The organism is Tropicimonas isoalkanivorans (assembly GCF_900112335.1).
GTDB classification, from domain to species: domain Bacteria; phylum Pseudomonadota; class Alphaproteobacteria; order Rhodobacterales; family Rhodobacteraceae; genus Tropicimonas; species Tropicimonas isoalkanivorans.
This window is the reverse complement of record NZ_FOLG01000018.1, coordinates 56,075-77,960: the sequence shown is the minus strand read 5'-3', so window position 1 is coordinate 77,960 and position 21,886 is coordinate 56,075. Positions and strand designations below refer to the sequence as shown.

The 21,886-nt window shown below is 64.5% G+C and carries 21 protein-coding genes; 11 read left to right on the top strand and 10 right to left on the bottom strand.

What is annotated here, in order from left to right:
- From BM075_RS21230 to BM075_RS21215, 4 genes are all read left to right on the top strand, one after another.
- Nucleotides 1–654, top strand: a 654-nt coding sequence (locus tag BM075_RS21230; protein ID WP_093362716.1) for a response regulator, incomplete at its 5' end; no start/stop codon positions are given.
- Nucleotides 655–811: 157 nt separating this feature from the next.
- Nucleotides 812–1,795 (top strand): TRAP transporter substrate-binding protein, encoded by a 984-nt coding sequence (locus tag BM075_RS21225; RefSeq protein WP_177208444.1) that lies wholly within the window; start codon nucleotides 812–814, stop codon nucleotides 1,793–1,795.
- 81 nt (nucleotides 1,796–1,876) lie between these two features.
- On the top strand, nucleotides 1,877–2,422 hold the full coding sequence (locus BM075_RS21220; RefSeq protein WP_093362707.1) for a TRAP transporter small permease: 546 nt from the start codon (nucleotides 1,877–1,879) through the stop codon (nucleotides 2,420–2,422).
- 1 nt (nucleotide 2,423) lies between these two features.
- Nucleotides 2,424–3,698: a TRAP transporter large permease gene (locus BM075_RS21215; RefSeq protein ID WP_093362706.1), complete on the top strand. Its 1,275-nt coding sequence runs from the start codon at nucleotides 2,424–2,426 to the stop codon at nucleotides 3,696–3,698.
- A gap of 172 nt (nucleotides 3,699–3,870) precedes the next feature.
- On the opposite strand, the gene BM075_RS21210 is transcribed toward BM075_RS21215, so the two are convergent.
- From BM075_RS21210 to BM075_RS21195, 4 genes are all read right to left on the bottom strand, one after another.
- On the bottom strand, nucleotides 3,871–4,707 hold the full coding sequence (locus BM075_RS21210; RefSeq protein WP_093362714.1) for a shikimate dehydrogenase family protein: 837 nt from the start codon (nucleotides 4,705–4,707) through the stop codon (nucleotides 3,871–3,873).
- Between the two features lie 111 nt (nucleotides 4,708–4,818).
- Nucleotides 4,819–6,342: a tripartite tricarboxylate transporter permease gene (locus BM075_RS21205; RefSeq protein WP_093362705.1), complete on the bottom strand. Its 1,524-nt coding sequence runs from the start codon at nucleotides 6,340–6,342 to the stop codon at nucleotides 4,819–4,821.
- The gene (locus tag BM075_RS21200) at nucleotides 6,339–6,854 is read right to left on the bottom strand and encodes a tripartite tricarboxylate transporter TctB family protein (RefSeq protein WP_093362704.1); all 516 of its coding nucleotides are present in this window, start codon (nucleotides 6,852–6,854) and stop codon (nucleotides 6,339–6,341) included. Before BM075_RS21200 ends, BM075_RS21205 begins: the two co-directional genes overlap by 4 nt.
- Before the next feature lie 68 nt (nucleotides 6,855–6,922).
- Nucleotides 6,923–7,915 carry a tripartite tricarboxylate transporter substrate binding protein gene (locus BM075_RS21195; RefSeq protein ID WP_093362713.1) on the bottom strand — a complete coding sequence of 331 codons (993 nt, stop codon included), beginning with the start codon at nucleotides 7,913–7,915 and terminating at the stop codon, nucleotides 6,923–6,925.
- Nucleotides 7,916–8,083: 168 nt separating this feature from the next.
- Here BM075_RS21195 and BM075_RS21190 point away from each other — a divergent pair, with 168 nt between their 5' ends.
- Nucleotides 8,084–8,752, top strand: coding sequence for a TetR/AcrR family transcriptional regulator (locus BM075_RS21190; RefSeq protein WP_093362703.1), 669 nt, complete (start codon nucleotides 8,084–8,086; stop codon nucleotides 8,750–8,752).
- A gap of 12 nt (nucleotides 8,753–8,764) precedes the next feature.
- Here BM075_RS21190 and aroQ read toward each other — a convergent pair whose 3' ends face one another.
- Nucleotides 8,765–9,205, bottom strand: a complete 441-nt coding sequence (gene aroQ / locus BM075_RS21185; RefSeq protein WP_093362702.1) for a type II 3-dehydroquinate dehydratase — start codon at nucleotides 9,203–9,205, stop codon at nucleotides 8,765–8,767.
- 297 nt (nucleotides 9,206–9,502) lie between these two features.
- On the opposite strand from aroQ, the gene BM075_RS24525 reads away from it, so the two are divergent.
- From BM075_RS24525 to BM075_RS21175, 3 genes are read left to right on the top strand one after another with little or no spacing between them, the layout of a single operon-like run.
- Nucleotides 9,503–9,652 (top strand): hypothetical protein, encoded by a 150-nt coding sequence (locus BM075_RS24525; protein WP_177208443.1) that lies wholly within the window; start codon nucleotides 9,503–9,505, stop codon nucleotides 9,650–9,652.
- Nucleotides 9,653–9,655: 3 nt separating this feature from the next.
- Nucleotides 9,656–10,468 (top strand): sulfite exporter TauE/SafE family protein, encoded by an 813-nt coding sequence (locus BM075_RS21180; RefSeq protein WP_093362701.1) that lies wholly within the window; start codon nucleotides 9,656–9,658, stop codon nucleotides 10,466–10,468.
- A gap of 25 nt (nucleotides 10,469–10,493) precedes the next feature.
- On the top strand, nucleotides 10,494–11,729 hold the full coding sequence (locus tag BM075_RS21175) for an NAD(P)/FAD-dependent oxidoreductase (protein ID WP_093362700.1): 1,236 nt from the start codon (nucleotides 10,494–10,496) through the stop codon (nucleotides 11,727–11,729).
- Between the two features lie 51 nt (nucleotides 11,730–11,780).
- On the opposite strand, the gene BM075_RS21170 is transcribed toward BM075_RS21175, so the two are convergent.
- The 5 genes from BM075_RS21170 to BM075_RS21150 form a co-directional block, all read right to left on the bottom strand.
- Nucleotides 11,781–12,722 (bottom strand): dihydrodipicolinate synthase family protein, encoded by a 942-nt coding sequence (locus tag BM075_RS21170; protein WP_093362699.1) that lies wholly within the window; start codon nucleotides 12,720–12,722, stop codon nucleotides 11,781–11,783.
- A gap of 323 nt (nucleotides 12,723–13,045) precedes the next feature.
- Nucleotides 13,046–13,834: an SDR family oxidoreductase gene (locus tag BM075_RS21165; RefSeq protein WP_093362698.1), complete on the bottom strand. Its 789-nt coding sequence runs from the start codon at nucleotides 13,832–13,834 to the stop codon at nucleotides 13,046–13,048.
- A 1-nt stretch (nucleotide 13,835) separates the two neighbouring features.
- A complete protein-coding gene (locus BM075_RS24900) occupies nucleotides 13,836–16,334 on the bottom strand; it encodes an ATP-binding cassette domain-containing protein (RefSeq protein ID WP_177208442.1) in 2,499 nt (832 codons plus the stop codon).
- Between the two features lie 39 nt (nucleotides 16,335–16,373).
- Nucleotides 16,374–17,309 carry a substrate-binding domain-containing protein gene (locus BM075_RS21155; RefSeq protein WP_093362697.1) on the bottom strand — a complete coding sequence of 312 codons (936 nt, stop codon included), beginning with the start codon at nucleotides 17,307–17,309 and terminating at the stop codon, nucleotides 16,374–16,376.
- Between the two features lie 110 nt (nucleotides 17,310–17,419).
- Nucleotides 17,420–18,400, bottom strand: coding sequence for an ABC transporter permease (locus BM075_RS21150; RefSeq protein WP_093362696.1), 981 nt, complete (start codon nucleotides 18,398–18,400; stop codon nucleotides 17,420–17,422).
- Nucleotides 18,401–18,588: 188 nt separating this feature from the next.
- On the opposite strand from BM075_RS21150, the gene BM075_RS21145 reads away from it, so the two are divergent.
- The 3 genes from BM075_RS21145 to BM075_RS21135 are packed head-to-tail and all read left to right on the top strand — an operon-like array spanning nucleotide 18,589 to nucleotide 21,869.
- Nucleotides 18,589–19,410 (top strand): transketolase, encoded by an 822-nt coding sequence (locus BM075_RS21145; protein WP_093362695.1) that lies wholly within the window; start codon nucleotides 18,589–18,591, stop codon nucleotides 19,408–19,410.
- Nucleotides 19,407–20,366, top strand: a complete 960-nt coding sequence (locus tag BM075_RS21140) for a transketolase family protein (RefSeq protein WP_093362694.1) — start codon at nucleotides 19,407–19,409, stop codon at nucleotides 20,364–20,366. The genes BM075_RS21145 and BM075_RS21140 overlap by 4 nt, the downstream gene beginning before the upstream one ends.
- A 30-nt stretch (nucleotides 20,367–20,396) precedes the next feature.
- The gene (locus BM075_RS21135; RefSeq protein WP_093362693.1) at nucleotides 20,397–21,869 is read left to right on the top strand and encodes an FGGY family carbohydrate kinase; all 1,473 of its coding nucleotides are present in this window, start codon (nucleotides 20,397–20,399) and stop codon (nucleotides 21,867–21,869) included.
- Nucleotides 21,870–21,886: the final 17 nt, after the last annotated feature.

The following is a 21,886-nucleotide window of genomic DNA, read 5'->3' as shown; positions in this document are numbered from 1 at the left end:
GCCGAATTGCACCGCCGTTTCACCGAACGGGTGGAGGGCTTCAAAGTGGTGGGTATCGCCTGCGCGCTGGCCGAGGCGGCCGAGATGGTGGAGCTGCTGGAGCCGGACCTGATTCTGCTCGACCTCTATTTCCCGGACGGAGACAGCTTCGGCCTGCTGAACCAGGTTCGCGCGGCCGGAGCGGAGACGGATGTGATCCTCATCACCGCCGCCCACGACGTGAAGACGCTCAAGACCGCGATGCGCAACGGCGTCTTCGACTTCATCATCAAACCGATCTCCACCGCCCGCTTCGCCGAATGCCTCGACAAGTATCGCAACCACTACGCCCGGCTGGAAACTCGAACCATGCTCGAACAGGGCGATGTGGACGGCATTCTCCACGCCCCCGTCACCACGGGCGCCAGCGGGGAGCCTGTGGCCGAGCACCTGCCCAAGGGCATAGATGCGCTCACGCTCGACAAGATCCGCGCGGTCTTCGAGACGGAGCCTTCCGCGGAGGGCCTGAGCGCCGAGGATGTCGGCGCCCGGATCGGCGTCAGCCGGTCGACCGCGCGGCGATATCTTGAATACCTCGTTTCCGTCTGCTTTGTGCGACCTGACCTGGTCTATGGCGCCATCGGCCGACCGGAGCGCCGGTACGCCAAGATCTAGGCCCGCTCACGGTCCCGTGAACACAAAGCGCAAAACGCTGTTAAGACCCTTTTGAGATTCAATTTCCCGATTCTTGAAACGAATCGGCAGCGCCGTAGGCTGTGTCCCGTAGCTGCTCCCGGCAGGAGGCCCCGGGCAGCGCATCTGGGAGATACTCATGAACATCATCAAGACAGCGCTTGCGAGCGCAGCGGTCGTGTGTGGCCTGGCGACATCTGCCTTTGCGGCCGATCTGACCCTCAAGCTCGGCCACATCGCCGAGGCGGAACACCCCTATGCGCAAGGTGCCGACTACTTCGCCAAGCGCGTCGGCGAACTGTCCGACGGCGCCATCGAGGTCAAGGTCTTCCCGTCCTCGCAGCTCGGCGACCAGAAATCCCTGATCGAAGGCCTGGTCTACGGCACCGTCGACATGGCGCTGACCGGTACCGCCGTTCTTGGCCAGTTCCTGCCCGAGATCTCGATCTTCGACCTGCCGTTCCTGTTCAAGGACCGCGAGCATGCCTACGCCTCGCTCGATACTGTCGGCATGGACATGGGCGCGGACCTCGAGAACCGCGGCATCAAGCTGCTCGGCTTCATGGAGAACGGCATCCGCCACATGACCAACTCCAAGCACCCGATCACCACGCCGGCCGACATGGACGGGCTGAAGATCCGGGTGATGTCCAACAAGATCTACGTCGAAACCATGAACACGCTCGGCGCCTCGGCGACCCCGATGGCGTTCGACGAGCTCTACACCGCCCTGCAGCAGCACACGGTGGATGGTCAGGAGAACCCCTCCGCCCACATCTTCACCAAGCGCTTCTTCGAGGTTCAGCCTTACGCCTCGCTGACAGCCCACGCCTACTCGCCGGAGCCGGTTCTGATCTCGATGGCGACCTGGAGCCGGATGACCCCGGAACAACAGGAAATCGTCCAGCAAGCCGCCAAGGACGCCGTGGACTGGCAGCGTGACCTGTCCACCAAAAAGGACCAGGAATACTGGGACGAGATCAAGGCGACCGGAAAAATGGAAGTGATCGAAGTCGACCGCGACGCGTTCGCCGAAGCCGTCAAGCCGGTCTACGAAGAGTTCTCGAAAATGGTCGGCCAGGAGAACCTCGACCGGATCGCCGAACTCGGCAAGGACAAGTAATCCGATCCCTCGTGCCGTTTCCGAGTGGGGTCCCCTCGCCCGGGAACGGCCTTCCCTCCATCCTCGCATTGGAACACCTCCATGAACACGCTCCTCAAGGGACTGCGTACGACCCTGTATTGGGTCTCGGTTACAGCCATGGCGACAATGCTGGCCCTCATCTTCGCCCAGGTCGTCACCCGCTATATCTTCGGATTCACTTTTGACTGGTCGGAGGAACTCGCGCGCTTTCTGTTCGTGTGGGTCGTGTTCCTCGGATCTGCGCTCATCATGGGCGAAACCGGCCACTTGGCCGTCCGCTTCCTGCCCGACTATCTCAGCGGTTCGGTCGCCGGCCTCGTCCTCGACGCCGTGATCAACGTGCTGAGCTACATCTTCATCTACCTGCTGGTCTTCCAGGGCGGCACCATGGCGACCCGCATGTCGTTCCAGACGACGCCCGCGCTCGGCATCTCCGTAAGCTGGGTCTACATCGCCCTGCCCATCAGCGGCCTGCTCATGGCGCTGTACCTGACCCGCGACACAATTCGCATCCTCGGCGACGCCAAGGTCTATTCGCAATCCGGCCGTGACGGGCTGACCGCCCACATCCACGCCCGCAGCACCCCTGTAAACCTGGAGGAGTAAGATGGAACTCGCTCTCGTCGGATCCTTTCTGCTCATGGCCTTCTCCGGTGTGCCGGTGGCCTTCGCCCTCTGCCTCGCGGTGCTGGTCATCCTGGTGTTCTTCACCGGCCAGCCCTCCGTGCTGATCCCGCAAATCATGTACTCCGGGGTCGACTCCTTCTCCTTCATGGCGGTGCCGTTCTTCATGCTGGCCGGCGCCTTCATGTCGGAAGGCGGCGTCACAAAGCGCCTCGTCAGCTTCGCCCAGACGCTCGTCGGGTCCTTCCGCGGCGGGCTCGCGCAGGTGGTCTGCGTCTCCGGCATGTTCTTCGCCGCCATCTCCGGCTCCTCGGCGGCCACCACCGCTGCCATCGGCACGACCATGGTCGACGAGATGGAGAAAAAGGGCTACCGCCGCGAATTCGCCACCGGCGTCGTCGCCGCGGGCGGTACCGTCGGCATTGTCATCCCGCCCTCGATCACGTTGGTGGTCTATGGCGTGATCGCCGGCACCTCGATTAGCGACCTCTTCGTCGGCGGCTTCGCCCCCGGCATCCTGATGGGCCTCGTGATGTGCCTCGTAAGCTGGTTCATCGCCAAGCGCGAGGGCATCCCCGCCGAAGGCAAGTTCTCCTTCGTGGCGGCCGCGAAGGCCTTCGGCGACAGCTTCTTCGCCCTGATGACACCGGTCATCATCATCGGCGGCATTTACGGCGGCGTCTTCACCCCGACCGAAGCCGCGGCAGTGGCCGCCGTCTATGGCATCGTCGTCGGCATGTTCATCTACGGCGAGCTGAAGCTGAAAGACTTTCCGTCCATCATCTTCAAGGCGGTGATCGGGACCACGCTCATCATGTTCATCGTGGGTGCGGCCAAGGTCTTTGGCTGGATGCTCACGAACCTGGAGATCCCGCACCACATCGCGGCCTATGTGGTGTCGCTCACCAGCTCGCCGATCGCCTTCCTGCTGGCGATGAACATCCTGCTGCTGGTTATCGGCACGCTGATCAACGCCTCCGCGGCCGTTGTCATCCTGACGCCGATCTTCCTGCCGGTGGCGCTGCAACTCGGCATCGACCCGCTGTTCTTCGGCGTTCTGATGGTCGTCAACCTCGCCATCGGGTGCATCACGCCGCCGGTCGGGCTGGACCTCTTCGTGGCAAGCGCAGTGACGAAGGTGCCGCTGGAGAAGGTGATGTGGGCCTCCCTGCCCTTCCTCTTCGCGCTTCTCGGCTCGCTCCTGCTGCTGACCCTGTTTCCGCAGATCATCCTCTTCCTCCCAAATCTGCTGAACTAGGGGCGGTCTGGCAGCCAGGCGCGAGCAGAGGCGCCGGGCTGACCTTCTGAGAGCGGCTCGCCAGTGGCGGGCCGTTTTCGGGAGGCGGATTTTCCAGAAGAACGGACGCGAAAGGCACGGATCCGGAGACCCGGGTTCGCGCCTTTTTCTGTCCTGCCGTTCCCGGTCGCGCTCAGGCGACGACGGCAGCAAGATCCTCACGCAGCCGGTTCTCGTCCAGCGGCAACCCGGTGAAAATCTCCCACGCGTGGACGCCCTGGTAAAAGAACAGCTCGTAGCCGGAGACGATCTGCACGCCCCCGGCCGCGGCGTCCCGCAGGAATTGCGTCTCCAGCGGCGTGTAAACTGCGTCGAACACCCAATCCACTCCGCGCAGACAGGCGCGCGGGATAGCCGTTCCCGGGTGGCCGACCATGCCGAGCGGCGTGCAGTTGATCAACGCGGTCGCACCCTTCGCAGCCGCCTCGATACTCTCGACGCTCGACACGCGGGTTCCGGGCGCCGCGTCGGCCAGCGCCTCGGCGAGGGCGGCGGCACGGGCGGGGTCGATGTCGAACAGCCGGATCTCGGCAGCGCCCAGCGTCAGCAGCGCGAAGCCCACGGCCCGGCCCACGCCCCCGACCCCGGCCATCGCGACGACACCGGGCGCCGCCGCCCCACGGACCCGGCGATAGGCGGCCATGAAGCCCGTGTAATCCGTGTTGTGCCCGGTGGGCCCACCCGCTTCGAACAGAATGGTGTTGGTGGCGCCGATGCGGCGCACCTGAGGGTCATCGATGCGCACGCTCCGCGCTGCCCGCTCCTTGTAGGGATGGGTGATATTGAGCCCCCGGAACGGCTGCGCTCCACAGGCCGCGAAGACCTCCTCGAAGCTCTGCCCCAGATCCGCCGGGATCAGCCGGTCGTAGCGCACGTCGAGCCCATGCTGCCGTCCGGCCGCTCGGTGCAGCCGGGGGGAGGCGGAGCGGGAGATATTGTCCCCGATGAGGCCCAGATGAAGATCGGGCATGGTTTTGTCCTTGGTCTGGCGTCGCGGCCGCTGTGGGGGCGACACGTCTTCTGCGACCATCCGGCCGCCCGGACGGCATGTCATCGGCTCATGGGAGCGCGGTCGGGTGAATCATGCGTCCGGCGGCGGCGTCCTCTTCGTCCGAAACGGTTTCATGAGGGCGGCCCAGAGCGGCGTCTGGCTGACAAATATCAGCACCACGGCGATGAAGAGGACGAGCGAAAGCGGGCTCGTCACGATCCCCTGGAATAAACGCGGGAGGCTCTCCTGGTCCGAGATGATCGCCCGTCGCCAGTTTTCGTCAATGAGACGACTGAGAATCACGCCGAGGATCACCGGCCCCACCTGGTAACCGTAAAGCTTCATGAAATAGCCCAGGATGCCGAAGCCCAGCATCCAGTAGACGTCCGTGATCGAGTTGTTCACCGCGAACGCGCCGACAATGGACAGCATCAGGATAAGTGGGATCAGCACCGCGCGCGGCATTTCGACGATCCGGGTGAAGATGCGGATGCCCGTCAGACCGAAGATCAGCATGAAGACGTTGGCCAGCAGAAGCGCGCCGACGATGAACCAGAACATGTCCGGCTTCTCGATCATCAGCATCGGTCCGGGGTTCAGGCCGTGGATGAAGAGCGCGCCGATAATGATGGCGGTCACCGCGTCGCCGGGAATGCCGAGGGTGATCATCGGGATGAAGGCACCACCGATCGCGGCATTGTTGGCCGTCTCCGGCGCGACGAGCCCTTCCTTCGCGCCCTCGCCGAAGGGCACGTCCGGGTCCTTTGTCACGCGCTTGGCGTGGTCGTAGGCCATGAGCGCCGCGATATCGCCGCCGGTGCCGGGAAGGGCACCGATCAGAACGCCGATGGCCGAGGTCTGCAACGAGAGCGGCAGGTATTTCCGCACATCCGACCAGCGCGGCACGATGCGGGAGATCGTCTGCTTCACCGCTGCCATCTCGAGCTCGCGCAACTGGATCAGCGCTTCGGCCACGCCGAACATGCCGATCATCACGGCGACGAAACTGATGCCGCCCCAGAGTTCCACCACGCCAAAGGTAAAGCGCTCCTGCGCGGTCAGCGGGTCGAGCCCCACGGTGCCGATCAGCAGGCCGAGCGCACCGGCAAAGATGCCCTTGGTCAGACTCTCGCCCGAGAGTGAGCCAACGAGCAGGATGCCGAGGATCGCCAGCAGCATGTAGTCCCGCGGCTGGAACGTCAGGGCGAATTCGCTGACCGCCGGCGCGGCGAAGGCGAGCACGAGAATGCCGAGCAGGCCGCCCACGGCGGACATCGTGGTCGAAAGCCCGATCGCCTCCCCCGCCAGCCCCTTCTGGGCGAGGGGGTAGCCGTCCAGCGCCGTGGCGATGGCCGAGGGCGCACCGGGGATGTTGAGCAGGATCGCCGTCCGCGACCCGCCATAGACCCCGCCCATGTAGATGCCCACCATCAGGCTGAGCGCCTCGTAGACGTCCCATGAGAACGTGAAGGAGATCAGGATCGAGACCGCCATGGTCACGGACAGGCCCGGGATCGCGCCCACGTAGATCCCCGCGAAGGTGCCGAGCGCAACGAGCATCAGCAGGCTGGGGTCGAACCAGGCGATGGTAAGGTTTTGCAGCGCGTCGATCATTCCGCACCCCCGGAGGCAAGCCGCGCGATCCAGGCCAGGATCTCGCGTTCGGGCACGACGCCCTCGGGCATCAGCACGGAAAAGACCAGCCGGAAGACGATGTAGATGATCGCCAGGCTGAGCACCGAGACCACGGCGGCGAATATCACGCCGCGCTTGGCCAGGATCAGCGTCGAGACGAAAAGGAAAATCAGCGACGTCGGCAGGAAGCCGAGCGGGCGCAGGGCGATGGCGTAGAGCAGGATCAGACCCGCCATCATCACCGCGTTGGCCGGCAGGATGTCCCGGAACATCTCCGTGTCGCTGTCGCGGCTGGCGCGCAGCGTGTTCACTGTTACAACCAACGCAGAGAGCAGCATCACCGCCGCCGCGGCCATCGGGAAGGCGCCGGGCGAACTCAGGCCCTCGAATCCGGAGATCCCGTAGGCCTTGACCAGCGCACCGAGACTCAGGAGCGCCAGCAGAAGGGCGAAGATCGCTTCGCCGGGTTTGCGTGTGTTATTCGGTCCCATGCATCCTCCCGAAAGTTGGGAACCGCGCGGCGCCCGGGCCGACGCGGTTCCCGTCCGTGCGTGCCCTGTCAGGGCCGGGGAATGTCGAATTCCTCCGGAGAGGTCTTGGCGATGCCTGCGTCATGGACGAGCCAGGACGTGACCGACTGGTACTTTTCGAGGAACTGGACCGCCTCGTCCCCGGAGATGTTCATGATGGAGTAGCCGCGCGCCGCCATCAGGTCCTTGAACTCCTGATTTTCGGCGCCCGCCGCAAAGGCTTCCTTCAGCTTCTCGACCGCCTCGTCTGGCGTCCCCTTCTTGACGAAAACGCCGAAGAACGGGCCCCACGGAAGGTAGGTGGCGAAGTCCGGATACTCCTCAGTGATCGGGGGCAAATCGGGCATCAGCGGATTGGGCTCCACGTCGATCAGGGCAATTGGCTTCACCCGGCCGGCTTTGACGTGCTCGATCGCCACGCCCATCACCACCGGAACCACATGGATCGCGCCCGATTGCAGCGCGGTGATCGCCGGGCCGTCGCCGTCATAGGGCACTTCCGTGACCGGCAGCTCCAGCTTGCTCGACAACATCGCGGTGACCGTCGAGGGCAGCCCGCCCGGCCCGGTTGTCCCGAACTTCACTTCGTTCGGGTGGGCGCTCACGTAATCCACCATCTCCGTGAAGGTATCGAAGGGCGCATCGTTGTTGGCGACGATGACCGGCACGCCGCGCGCCAGAACGTTGATCGGGATGAAATCCGAATAGTCCAACTCGCCAAGGCCCATAACCTTGTAAAGCTGCGGGTTTTCGGCGCCGAGCAACAGCGTGTAGCCATCGGGCTTCTGCGCGAAGACGTACTTCGTGGCGATGGCGCCGACCCCGCCGGTCATGTTCTGGATGATCACGTCGCTGCCCAGCACCTCCTCGGCATGGGGCGTGACGGACCGCATGACGGTGTCGGTGGACCCACCTGCCCCCCACATGACGATGCCCTGCAGGTCCTTCTCGGGGAATTCGGCGAGTGCGGGCGCGGCCGCCAGAATCGCGGCGACGACCGCCCCCATGAGTTTGCGGTTCATGACTTCTCCTCCCAGATTTTGATCCGCCGAATCCTCCTGACCGGCGTTGGTATTAAAAATGTACGAATTCGTACAATTGTCAAAGCGGAATTTGTACCATTTCGACCATTCCATGCTATCACTTCAGACAGGGCATTGGGAACGACACCCGTCGCGAGGGAGGCTGCCGTGGAGAAAGAGGCGCGGCGAACGCGTTGGAAACAGGACCCCGACAGCGTGAAAGCCGACATCCTGCGGGCCGCCGTGGCAGAGTTTTCGGTGAAAGGGCTGTCAGGAACGCGGATCGACGAGATCGCGCGCCGCACGGCGACATCGAAGCGCATGATCTACTACTACTTCGGCGACAAGGTCGGGCTGTACCGGGCCGCGCTCGAATCGGAGTATCACCGCGCGCGGCACCAGGAGGGAGAGATCGACTTCTCCGGCCTCGACGCAGTGGAAGCCATGCGCCGCCTGGTGGAGTTCACGTTCGATTTTCATCGCCACCACCCCGAATTCGTTGCCATGATCGCCCACGAGAACACCCAGGCGGCCGTCCACCTGGCGGAATCGGAGGTGATCCGGCGGCTGAACCAGGGCGCAGTGAACCAGGTGGGCGAAATCTACGCCGACGGCGTCGCGCGCGGCCAGTTCCGGCCCGGTCTGGAACCCGTGCGGCTGCACTGGATGATTTCGGCGCTCTGCTTCTACAACGTCTCGAACCGGCACACCTTCAGCGCCGGGTTCGGCGACACGATCCATTCCGATGAAGGACAGGAAACGCATCGCCGCTTCGTGGTGGACCTCGTGATGCGGGCCGTCATGGCGCAGCCGGAGGCCACCTCGACCGCCCCGTGAGGCGGACGTCGCTCACCCGCCGACGAGCGTCCCCATCCGCCGCATGGCCAGTTCATAGCCCTCGATGCCGCAGCCGACGATGATCCCGTCCGCGCGCATACTGACGTAGGAATGATGCCGGAAAGCTTCGCGCTTGTGCACCTGGCTGATGTGAACCTCGAAAACCGGCCCTTCAAAGGCGTTCAGCGCATCAAGGATGGCCACCGATGTATGGGTGAAGGCGCCGGGGTTCAGGATGATCCCGACGGCCGCCTCCCGCGCCTCGTGAATCCAGTCGATGATCTGGCCCTCGTGGTTGGACTGCAAGGACCGCACCTCGAGCCCGAACTCGGCGGCGACCCGGCTGCAATTGTTCGCGACGTCCTCCAGCGTATCGCTGCCGTAAATCTCCGGCTGGCGCTTGCCCAGCAAGTTGAGATTGGGCCCGTTCATCACAAAGACAGTTTTCGACATGTTCATCTCCCTTCGACCTGCCGGCAGCCTACAGACTGGGAAACCGGAATTCGAATGACGGAATTTCCGATCTGGCGAACACGAGGTTAACTTCCGGCCTCGCGGAGGTCGAGGCGGCGCGCCGTCCTCGGCCGCCATGTCGCGGGCCGACGCGCGGCTGTCCACGCGCGCAACGGACGCTCTTGCCGCAGCGCACGTGATGGTCATGGCGCCGCGCCTGGCTTTGGCCTACGCCTTTGCCTGCCGGGCCGCAGCAATGAGGCGGCGACCGGCGCACGACCCAGGAAGAGACGCCACATGACCACCCGCGACACGCCGCACCTCATCGCCCCTCAGGGCAGAACACCTTTTCCCGACGCCAAAACCACGGTGCAGACCCTCGGCAACTCACAGCCACTGACCGGCCTTTTCGCCAACCCCGACGAACAGCGCGCGCCGGAGGTCTGAGCGATGGACATGTTGATCTTTTTCGGGGTCATCGCCGCCGCCGGCGGGGTGGCCGGGATAATCGCCGGCCTGCTCGGCGTCGGTGGCGGCATCATCCTGGTGCCCGCGTTCTATTACGTCTTCAGCGGTTTGGGCTATCACCCGGACCAGCTCATGCAGATCTGCGTCGCCACCTCCACTGGCACGATCATCGTCACCTCCCTGCGCTCGGTCACCTCACATCACAAGCGCGGCGCCGTCAGCCTGGAACTGATCCGCTCCTGGGGGCCCTTCGTCGCCCTGGGCTCGGTCACCGGCGTTCTGGCCGCCGCCAGCTTGCGCAGCCACCAACTGCAGCTCGTCTTCGGCATCATCGGCGTCAGTCTCGGGCTCTACATGCTGCTCGGCAAGCGCAGCTGGCGCCTCTCCGACACGCTGCCGAGCCGGCCGCTCGGTGCCCTCTACGGCGGTCTCATCGGCTTCTTTTCGGCGCTCATGGGCATCGGCGGCGGCAGCTTCACCGTCCCACTCCTGACCGCCTACAACGTGCCGCCGCACCGCGCCGTGGGCACCTCGCCCGGATTTGGCCTGATGATCGCCATCCCGGGCTTTCTCACGTTCCTCATGACCGGCTGGAGCCTTACCGGCAAACCACCGGGCACCGTGGGCTACGTCAACCTGCCCGCGGTGGCGCTGATCATGGTCACCTCACTCCTCGCGGTGCCGATCGGGGTGAAACTCGCGCACGATCTCAGCCCGGCGCGACTGCGGCTCGTCTTCGCGCTTACGGTGTTGGTGCTGGCGGGGAACATGCTGAGAAAGGCACTGGTCGGCTGAGGCCCCCGGCAGGGAGATCGGACGGATGTCGCACTTCATCGTTCTCGGCGCCGGCATGGCGGGTGTCGGCGCGGCGCTTGCGCTCCAGGCGCGGGGCCACGGGGTCACCGTGGTCGACCGGCGAGAGCCCGGCTCGGAGACGAGCCACGGCAATGCCGGGGTGATCCAGGCCGAGGCGGCGGAGCCCTATGCCCTCCCCCGCGACCTGCCGACGCTCCTCTCCTACGCTCTGGGGCGCAGCAATGACGTGCTCTGGCACCTGCGGGACCTGCCCGGGGCCGCGCCCGCGCTCTGGCGATACTTCCGCTGCTCGGCGCCCCAGCGACACGCGCGTACCTCGCAGATCTACGCCAGGCTGACCGCCCGCGCGACCGACGATCACGCGCCGCTTGTCGCAGCCTCGAACAGCGAGGGCCTGATCCGCCGCACCGGCCTCGGGGAGTTTCATCGCTCCGAGCGCAGCCTGGAAACGGCGGCCCGCAACGCGGAACGGATCGGGCGAACATACGGCGTGCCCTCGCGGGTCCTGGTCGGCGCCGATATGACCCGCGCGGAGCCGGCGTTGCGCGGCGATCCGGCGGGCCTGCTGCTCTGGGAGGGGCCGTGGAGTTGCTCGGACCCCGGTGCCCTCACCCGTGCCTATGCCGCCCTGCTCGAAGCGCGCGGCGGCCAGGTGGTGACGGGCGATGCATTGAGCCTCCGGCAACAGGGCTCGGGCTGGCGCGTGCAGGGCGCGGACGGGCCAGTCGACGGGACGGACGCGGTGGTGTGCCTCGGCCCCTGGTCGCCCGACCTTCTGTCACGCCTCGGCTACCGGGTGCCGATGGTCTGGAAGCGTGGATATCACGGGCACTTTGCCTCCCCCGCGCAATTGGTGCGGCCCTACCTCGATGCTGAATATGGCGTCGTGCTCGCCTCGATGACCCTTGGGCTGCGGCTCAGCACCGGCGCCGAGCTGGTAAGCCGTGACGCGCCCCGCACCCTGCGCCAGCTTGACCGCGGCCGCCGCGCCGCCGGAGAGCTGGTGGAGATCGGCGCGCCCATTGAGGACGGCATCTGGCACGGGCACCGGCCCTGCCTGCCGGACATGCTCCCCCTGGTCGGCTCTGCCCCGCGCCATCGCGGGCTGTGGTTCGATTTCGGCCACGGTCATCAGGGCTTCACCCTTGGGCCGACCACCGGCGCGATGCTTGCCGAGATCGTCGACGGCCGGCGGGACGATCTGACCGACGCGCTCTCCCCGGCCAACCGCGGCCTCTGAAACCTTTCGGAGCACGTCATCCACCGCCCTCCTCTGCCGAGGGCCCGTCGGTCACTCCTCGGTGTCGAGCGCTGCAATCCGGGCGCGGAAGTGCGCGGTGCCCTGCTCGATCCGTTCCAGTATGGGCTCAAGGGCCCAGAACCTTTCGAGAATGTCGAAGTTGACCGCGCGGGAGTGCGTGCTTTTGAACGTCCCGAGCCGCTGGTGGTAGAGCTTGGCGAGCTTGGGATACCCCATTGGCTCGGTGCAGGCGGCAAGCACGAGGAAAACCGCGAGCTCTTCGGCAAGGTCGGGATGCCGCGCGCCTTGGTCTTGCAGCCAGCGATAGAGGTCGGGATGTACGTTGTTGAAGACCCCACAGAAGCCCGCCGCCCCCGCCTGCATGGCGGGCCAGGCAATGGCCGCGTTGGCGTTGTTGATGGTGAGGGTGGAGCCACGGGTCAGGTCCACACGGCGCTGCACCGTCTCCAGGTCGCAGGAAACGTCCTTGAGGAGCGCGAAGCGGCCGGTCCCCGCACAATGAACCAGTTCCTCGTCCGTCAGCAGCCGCCGGTAAGGCGCCGGGCATTCGTAAAGGCCGAGCGTCAGGTCACCCGGCAGCGCATCCAGCAGCGCGTGCAAATTCTCCCTGAACGCCTCGGACCCCTGATCCTGCGTGGCAAGCCGGTTGGTCACCAGCACAAGGCCGTCCACGCCCGTCGCCGCCACGGCCGCCAGCTCTTCCTTCTGCGCGTCCAGCCCGTCGGAAACATGGCCCGAGGCAACCACCGGAACCCGTCCCGCGACCTGCTCCATGGTGGACCGCGCCAGTTCCACCCGTTCGGAAAGCGTAAGGTGCTGCATCTCCGAGGACTGGCAGACCGCAAAAAGCGCCTCCGCGCCATTGGCGATGTACCACTCGATGAGCGCCCCGTAGCCGTTCCAGTCGATCGTGTCGTCGTCAGTGAACGGGGTCAACATGACCGGGATGATGCCGGTGATAGAGGCGGTCATTGGGTCTGTTCCTTTTCGGCAGGAAAGAGCATCTCGCGGTGTGCGGGTACAGAGGCACGCCCTTCGCCCGGCCAACACGTCGGCCCGGACAAACGGAGTACGGCACTGCCCTGCATACCCCCCACCTCGAACCCGCTCAACCGGCGGCTGCGGTCATCGCCTCAATTGTGGGACCACACGCGTGGCGCAGCCGAAAATCCGGCTGCTTCCCCTGCATGGTCAGGAGGCCGGATCACGCGCGACGACCGGGGCCGACGCGTGGACCGAAGCCCAGTCCCCCCGATCACGCCGTTCGTGGGGCGCCTTACGACGCCCCATCGGGATCACCAGCAGCAGAAACCGCCGTCAACCAACAGATCGACGCCCGTGCAGTAGGACGACGCGTCGCTGGCCAGAAAGATGGCCGGCCCCACCATTTCGTCGACCGTGGCCATGCGTTGCATCGGGGTCTGGCTTTCGAACTCCCGGGTCTGATGAACCATCTCGGGCCGGGTATTCATCGGTGTGGCCGTGTAGCCGGGACTGATCGAGTTCACGCGGATCTGGCGATCCACCCACTCCATCGCCATGCTCTTCGACATGTGGATCACACCGGCCTTCGACGCATTGTAATGCAGCTGCTTGAGCCCCCGGTTGACGATCACGCCAGACATCGACGCGATGTTGATGATGGAGCCCTTTCCGTTCTGGAGCATGGCGCGGGCTTCCGCCTGACAGGACAGGAAAACGCCCTTCAGGTTGATGTCCATCAACGTCTGGTACTGCTCTTCCTCCATTTCCTCCGCCGGGTTGGCATTGGCGATACCGGCGGCGTTGACGGCGATGCCCAGTGGGCCGAGGTCGGCTTCGGTCTTGGCCACAGCGTCGGCCAGCGAGCCCTTGTCGGTGACATCGGCCGTGATCGTCAGGGCCTTGCGCCCGACAGCGTCGATGTGCCCTGCGGTTTCGGCCAGTCCGTCATCCTCGCGGCGGTCCAGGCAGGCAACATCGGCGCCGCACTGCGCAAGCCCGATCGCGATGCGCTGCCCGATACCACTGCCGGCGCCAGTGACCAGGGCAACCCGTCCGGAAAGATCGAAAAGCGCCGGGGCGTTCAGGGTAAGGTCTGCCATTTCATCTCCTAGGAGTAGTGTCGTATCTCGTTTCACGCGCCGTGCCGGCCGGGAGCGCTCCAACCGTCTCCGCAGGCTCGGCGCCCGAATGCTCCCCGCGCGTCTTGTCCCACCAGTCGGCCAGATGCGCCTTGGTCAACATCTGGGAGCCCGTCAGGTGCTCGTGCGGGACCGTATGGTTCTGGTTCATCGCCACAAGGTTCTTGACCGTCCAGTAGCCGATCTCCCACTGACGCTGCGCCTTCACCCCGGCGATCACGCCGGCCTCGATGTACTTCAGGGTCTCCTGCAGATCGTCCATGCCAACGATCACTACCTCGCCCGCCCGTCCGGCATCCGACACCGCACGTGCCGCGCCAATGGGATTGGAGGCATCGCAGCCGAAGATGCCGGCGAGGTCCGGATGGGCCGCGAGCGCCGCCTCGGTCAGACGCACCGCGGTATCCGGGTTGTCGTTGTCCGCTTCCTCGTAGACGATGTCGATGTCCGGATAAGCGGCGATTGCCTCCTTGAACCCTGCAACACGGGCGGCGTGGTTGGTGGCCGTCGGGCTGCCAGCAAGGATCGCGACCTTGCCCGCCCCGCCGATCCGGGCCGCGAGGAATTCGCCCAGTTCCGCCCCATCCTGGCGGTCGGACTTGTTGCCGACGAAGGGAAACGCGTCGGAGCAGAACGTGTCGAAGGTAATGACATTCACACCCTCGTCCACCGCCTTCTGGATCGTCGGTATCTCCGAAACCGGATCAAGGCAGGCGACCGCCACCCCATCAGGCTTGCGCTCCAGGGTCTCCATGATGCGGCGATTGTGGTCGGCGACCTGCGCTTTCGGCGGCCAATCCCATGTGACCCGCACATCAATGCCGTCTCGCTTCAACTCCTCCACGGCCTTCTCGGCGCCCTTGGCCACAACCTCGTACCAGGGATGAACCACCTTGGGGATGAACACGAACTCCAACCGCTGCTTGATCGGTGTGATCAGATCTTTCTGGTCGAACGAGCGTGCACGGCCGGACGTTGCCAATTCCATGACGTAGACGTCGTTGGCCTCGCTCCGGTCGAGAATGCCTGTCTGCCGTCCGGCCGCCATCACCATGATACGGTTTGAGACGCCCAGCACCTCGTCGAGGTCCGAACTCACGACGATGACAGCGACGCCTTGCTCGGCCAATCCCACGATGATGTCGTAAATCGAGGACCGCGCACCGACGTCAATGCCGCGGGTCGGCTCGTCGAGAAGCACCACGCGCGGGTTGCGGGCGAGCCACTTTGCAATCACGACCTTCTGTTGATTGCCGCCAGACATCTCGCTGGCGTTCTGGTGCCCCTGCCCCTTGACCCCGAATTTCCGAATGTTCTCGTTGGCAAACTGCCGGACCCGGCCTTGCCGGACCCAACCGGACGGGCCGACGGATTCGAAGTTCGCGTAGGCGATGTTCTCCTGAATGCTCTGGTTGAGGATGACGCCCTGCAACTTGCGGTCTTCCGGTACGAGGACGATTCCGTTGTCGATGGCTGCGCGCGGGGTGCGCGGCGTGATGTCCGTGCCGCCCAACAGCACCTGGCCTGTCTCGATCGGATCGGCGCCGGCGATGGCGCGCACGAGTTCGGTCCGTCCGGCGCCAACGAGCCCGGCGACACCGAAGATCTCGCCCTTCTTCACCGCGAAGTTCACACCGGCGAAGGTGCCGTGCGGCGAGGAGAGATCGCGCACCTCCAGCACCGTCTCCTCGGACGGGGTGGGAATGTTCGGGAACATGCGCCCGAGCGACCGGCCGACCATGGCCTCGACGATGGTTCGGATGGGAATGTCGGCGCTGTCGAATTCCTTGACCTTTTCACCATCCCGCATGACCACAATGCGGTCCGCGATTTGCTTGATCTCCTCCAGGCGGTGCGAAATGTAGACGATGCCCACGCCTTCGGATTTCAGCTTTTCGATCTGCTTGAACAGCAGTTTGGTCTCGGCGCCACCGAGGGCTGCCGTTGGTTCATCAAGGATTAGGAGCTTTGCGTTCAGCGTGAGCGCCTTCGCAATCTCGATCAGCTGCTGGTTCGCGGTGGAGAGGCCTTCGACCACCCGTCGCGGCGAGATGTCGAGACCAAGCCGCTCAAGACCCTCGTGGGCGCGCTCTTCCATCTTTCTGCGGTCGACGCGCCCGGCGGTTTTCGGGTAGCGGCCCACGAAAATATTCTCGGCGATCGTCAGGTGCGGCAGCAGCATGAGTTCCTGGTGGATCATGCCGACACCGGAATCGATCGCTTCTTTCGGAGTGGCGGGCGCGTAAGCCGCGCCCTGCCATGTCATTGTCCCGGATGTCGGACGGATCGTGCCGGAGATCACGTTCGAGACCGTCGATTTGCCGGCGCCGTTCTCGCCCAGCAAGGCCACGACCTCCCCAGCGTAGAAATCCATGTCGATCCCGTGCAGAACCTGGATCGGCCCGTAGGATTTCTGGATGTTACGCAGCGATAGGATCGGGGAATTGCCTTCGGTGGTCATGGCGGTGCCTTTCGCGTCACGGTGCCGGTGCGGATGGTCTTACGGGTGCTCCGCCACGAATTCCGGCGCGTTCTCACAGGTGGTGAGCACCGCGTTGGGGGTCTGCCGCTCCGGCAGGTCTTCGCCCGCTGCCTTCTTGATCGCCGAGTCGACGGCCAGGCGTCCCATCAGCTGCGTGCTCTGGGTGGCAGTCACCTTGAACGGGCCTTCGCACTTCGCCAGGTACTCGAGCGCCGCGACGTCGCCGTCATAGCCGCCGATCACGACCTGGTCCGACAACCCGGCCACGTCGACCGCCTTCGCCGCACCCATGGCAAGTCCATCCGCCTGACCGAAGATGATCTTGATGTCGGGATGGGCCTGCAGCATGTTTTGCGCAATCGAGAACCCTTCGTCCGGAGACCACATCTGGCTCCACTGCTCGGCGACGAGTTCGACGCCCGGGTTTTCCTCGACGGCGCGCAGGCAACCCTCATGCCGCAGAACTTCCGGCGTCGTCCCCTTCTGACCGTGGATGATGGCCATCTTGCCCTCGCCACCGGCCATCTCGATGATGGTCTTGCAGACCTCATACGCGGATTCCACGCTCTCGCCGGCGATGAACGTGTCGCCCGGCTCTCCATCCGGCGTCCGGTCGACGTTGATCACCGGGATGCCCTCGGCCCGGGCCAAGCGGGTCGGAACCGCAGCGGCGGCGGCACCGGCAGGAATATAGATGAACGCGTCGATACCTTGCGTCATCAGGTCCTGCACCTGGCTGACCTGCGTCGCGGTGTCGTTCTTGGCATCCACGACGATGGTCTCGATGCCTTTTTCCTTGGCGTAGGCCTCCACACCGAGCTTGATCTGGTTGAAGAAATCCGCCTGCAGGTTGGGCACGGCGACGCCGAGCTTCTTGACCTCGTCTGCCGAGGCGGCACCGGCGATCGTGGCCAGAGCTGTTGCCGCGATCAGGGCCTTGAAGGTGATGTTCATGGGTGTTTCCTCCTCTTTGTGTCGGGCCGCTACGCGCTGCACCCGTGGTGCGGTCCAGAAGATTCGGACCAATTTGACGGAGCGGGCGGAACCACCGCCGCCCCGAATTTTCAGCGGCGGTTGTGCTTGAAGGTCTCCGCCGCGACGGCCAGGACGATGACCAGACCGATGATGACGGCCTGCAGGAACGGCGAGACGTTCAGCAGGTTCAGGCCGTTTCTCAGCACGCCGATGATCAGGATGCCGACGATGGTGCCGCCGACACCCCCGGTGCCGCCTGAAAGGCTCGTACCGCCGATAACCACCGCCGCGATTGCATCGAGTTCATAGGCCACGCCGGAGCTCGGCTGCACCGCATCCAGGCGAGCCGCCATGAGGATACCGGCCAATCCCGACAGAAAGGCGGATGCGACATAGACAGCGACGGTTGCCCGGCTGACGTTGATCCCGGCCAGGCGGGCGACTTCGGCGTTGCCGCCAATCGCGTAGAGCGCACGTCCCCCCTCCCGATACCGCTGATACAGCAGCGCCAGGACGAAGACGATCAGCATGACGGCGACCGTCATCGTAAGAAAGCCGCCGTAGCGGATGATGGCGCCCATGTTGAACCACGCCGGGAAGCCGATGATCTGGGACCCGTTGGTGATCATGTTGGCGAGCCCGCGCGCAATCGACATCATCGCGAGCGTGGCAATGAAGGCCGGTACCCTGAAGGCGGTTATCATTAAGCCCGAGACGGCCCCCGCCACCATCGAGGCCACCAATGCCCCCCCAATCGCGATGGACATGGGCATTCCCGCTTCGACGTTGAGATAGCCGAGAACCATCATCGAAAGCGCCAACACGGACCCGACTGACAGGTCGATGCCCCCGATCAGGATCACGAAGGTCATACCGACCGCCATGATTCCGAGCACGGTGATCTGGTCGAGAATGTTCAGAAAGTTTCTGAATGACAGGAAGGAGTCTGTGGCAAGGGAAAGGACCGCGCACAGCAGGAGCAATCCTATCAACGGGCCGGTGGCCCCGCCCAAAGAAAAGAGATTGGCGAACAACGGCCTTGTCGAACCGTCCTTGGCAATCGCATTCATTGGCCCCTCCCAAACATGCATATTTATTCTTTAGTGACGTATCATTCCTATCGCTCCGCCGGAGGACATGTCAAATATTTTCTGAGGTAATTCCCATATATCATTCCCGTCAGGAAAAACATGATCCTTGACATGAGGCCAAATATGTATTTTTAGAGTTACCAGAATAGTTATTCATGGAGGGTCACATGGACACCCAGGATCTTCGGAGGCTGGCCAACGCGATCCGCCGCCGCGACCTTCAGGCGGTATTCGAGGCCGGCGCAGGGCATATCGGCGGAGAGATGTCGGTCATCGACATCCTCACGGCATTGTATTTTCACGTCCTTCGGGTCGACCCGGAGAACCCGCAGGACCCGACGCGGGACCGCTTCGTTCTGAGCAAGGGGCACACCGCCTGCGCGCTCTACGTCGTTCTGGCCGAGAAGGGCTTCATCCCGAAGGACGAGATCAAGACCTTCCTCAAGCCCCATTCGCGCCTCAACGGTCATCCAAACAGGACCAAAGTGCCCGGAGTGGAAACGAACACCGGCCCGCTCGGCCATGGTCTGCCCGTGGCCGTCGGAATGGCTCTGGCCGCGAAGCTGGACAATGCGTCCTGGCGGACGTTTGTCGTCACCGGCGACGGCGAAATGCAGGAAGGCAGCAACTGGGAGGCCATCGCCTCGGCCGCCCAATACAAGCTCGACAACCTGACGCTCATCATCGACCATAATCGCCTGCAACAGGGCGCCCGGCTGGCAGAAACCAACAACCTGGCCCCCTTCCCGCCGAAGCTCGAACCCTTTGGCTGGGCGGTCGAGGAGATCGACGGCCACGACATGGACCAGATCGTCGCGGCGCTCTCGCCCGAAAAGGTGGTCCCCGGCAAACCGCGCTGCATCGTCGCCCACACCAACAAGGGCAACGGCATCTCGTTCATGTCCGACAACGTCGCCTGGCACCACAAGGTGCCGAACGCTGAGCAATACAAACAGGCCATGGCCGAACTCGAGGAGGCCAACCAATGAACGCCATCGCCGAAAAAGTGAAACTGTTCGATTGCCGCGACGCTTTCACCGAAACGCTGGAAGCGCTGGCGACCGAAGACACCAACGTCGTCGCCGTCTGCAACGACTCGGTCGGCTCCTCGAAGCTGACAGGCTTCCGCGACCGGTTTCCCGAACGTCTGATCAACGTCGGAATCGCCGAACAGACGCTGGTCGGCGTCGGTGCCGGCCTTGCCAACGGTGGCAAGATCCCGTTCGTCTGCGGTGCGGCGTGTTTTCTGACCGGCAGATCGCTGGAACAGATCAAGGCCGACGTCGCCTATTCCAACACCAACGTGAAACTCATCGGTATCAGCTCTGGCATGGCGTATGGCGAGCTCGGGCCGACTCATCACTCGACCGAAGATTTCGCCTGGCTCCGGGCGATTCCCAACATCGCCGTCGTCGCCCCATGTGACAACGTCGAGACGGCCGCGGCGGTTGCCTTCGCCGCCGCGTTCGAAGGGCCGATTTTCCTGCGCCTCAGCCGCGTTGGCGTGCCGCAGCTTCTGCCGGATGGACACACATTCGAACTCGGCAAGGCCAACCTGCTGCGCGACGGCTCCGACGTCACCCTCATCGCCAACGGCACGCTGACCCACCGGGCGCTGAAAGCCGCCGAGCTGCTCGCCGCCAAGGGCATAGAAGCGCGGGTCCTCAACATGGCCAGCGTCCGCCCGATCGACGAGCAGGCCATCATCAAGGCCGCGAAAGAGACGGGCGCCATTCTCACCTGCGAGGAGCACACGATTTTCGGCGGGCTCGGCAGCGCGGTTGCGGAAGTGGTCGTCGACCATGCGCCCGTGCCGATGAAACGACTCGGCGTGCCCGGCACCTTCCCTCCGACGGGCTCGGCCAATTTCCTCCTTGACGAATTCGGTATGTCGCCGGACGGCATCGCGACGACGGCGACCGCATTGGTCCAGCGGAAATCGTGAAGAGATCCTGAGTAGAGGGAGGAGGGTGTGATGGAGCGAGCGGTTCTGGCCATCGACGAAGGCACGACGAATAGCAAAGCGATTCTGGTGCTGGAGAGCGGTGAAATCGTCGGGCGTGGGTCCCACCCGGTTGAGACGAGGCATCCGCAGTCCGGTTGGGTCGACCAGGACGCGAAACAGGTCTGGACCAGCACGGTCGCCGCGATTCGGGAGTGCCTTGCAAACGGGCCGGAGGTGCAGATCCACGCCATCGGCATCTCCAACCAACGCGAGTCGATCATGATCTGGGACAGGCAGACCGGCGAGCCCCTTGGGCCGCTCGTGACCTGGCAGTGCCACCGGACGGCGGCGGCCTGCGACGCCCTCAAGGCGGCCGGTCACGAGGACGAGGTGATCGCCCGCACCGGTCTTCCGCTCGACCCCATGTTCCCGGCCACCAAGGTGAGGTGGTTGCTGGAAACCCACTGTGCCGGCAAGGCGCCCGGCGACATCTGCATCGGCACCGTGGATTCCTGGCTAATCTGGAACTTCTCCGGCGGCACAGTCCACGCCTGCGACACCTCCAACGCCGCCCGCACCCAACTCTACAACATCTCCGAAGGCCACTGGGACGACACCCTCTGCGACATCTTCAATGTCCCAGCAGAGGCCCTGCCCGAGGTCCACGACTCCTCCCACGTCTTCGCCCATACCTCGGGCGTGGACGTCCTCCCGGACGGGTTGCCGGTCGCGTCAGCGATCGGCGACTCGCACGGAGCCTTGTTCGGCCACGGCGCTTACACCCTCGGAGACGGCAAGGTCACGTTCGGCACCGGCTCCTCGGTCATGACCACGCTCCCGGCGTTCATCGTCCCGCCGAAAGGCATCACCACGACGATTGCCTGGTCCCTGAATGGCAAGCCGACCTATGCGTTCGAGGGCAACATCTTCGTCAGCGCCTCGATCCTTCCGTGGACGGCGGACCTGCTCGCCCAGTCGGACGTCACTGCCCTTCTGGATCTGGCGCAGACCGTCGACACGACGCTCGGCGTCATGCTCGTGCCGGCACATGTGGGCCTTGGCTCGCCGCATTGGAACTCCGACGCGCGCGGGCTGATCTGCGGGCTGTCTTTCAATGCGGGCAAGGCGCACATCGCTCGCGCCGCGGCCGAGAGCATCGCCTTTCAGGTCGCCGACATCTTTGAAATCGTTGTGCGGAACTCCGGTCGGGGCATCGGCCGGCTTTTCGTTGACGGCGGGCCAAGCAAGAATCCCTTCCTGATGGGAATGGTCGCCGACTACATCGACCACCCGGTGATCGTAGGCGAAAGCACCGAAGCCTCGGCCCAGGGCGCGGCCTATCTGGCGGGCCTGGCCACCGGCCTCTGGCCGGACCTCGAAACCGTGGGCGCGCTGGAAGGGCATGGTCGCGAAATCGCTCCGACCATCTCGGCGGCAGACCGCGAGCGCGACCTGGCGGGGTGGCGGATGGCGATTGCCCGAGCGACCCTTGGACCGGAATAAAAATTCAGGGTAGGGTC